Source organism: Kluyvera sp. Awk 3, assembly GCF_028069715.1.
GTDB lineage: Bacteria > Pseudomonadota > Gammaproteobacteria > Enterobacterales > Enterobacteriaceae > Kluyvera > Kluyvera georgiana_A.
Genome location: NZ_JANEWH010000356.1, coordinates 1 through 257, shown reverse-complemented (window position 1 = coordinate 257; position 257 = coordinate 1). Strand labels below are relative to the sequence as shown.

The 257-nt window shown below is 51.0% G+C and carries 1 rRNA gene; it reads left to right on the top strand.

Features of this window, described 5'->3' with window-relative positions:
• Positions 1-257: ribosomal RNA gene (locus tag NNN71_RS25100) — 23S ribosomal RNA — on the top strand; the annotation flags it as partial.

Here is a 257-nt window from a genome sequence, read left to right as displayed (position 1 = left end):
CCTCCAAGGCTAAATACTCCTGACTGACCGATAGTGAACCAGTACCGTGAGGGAAAGGCGAAAAGAACCCCGGCGAGGGGAGTGAAAAAGAACCTGAAACCGTGTACGTACAAGCAGTGGGAGCACCTTCGGGTGTGACTGCGTACCTTTTGTATAATGGGTCAGCGACTTATATTCTGTAGCAAGGTTAACCGTATAGGGGAGCCGAAGGGAAACCGAGTCTTAACTGGGCGTTAAGTTGCAGGGTATAGACCCGA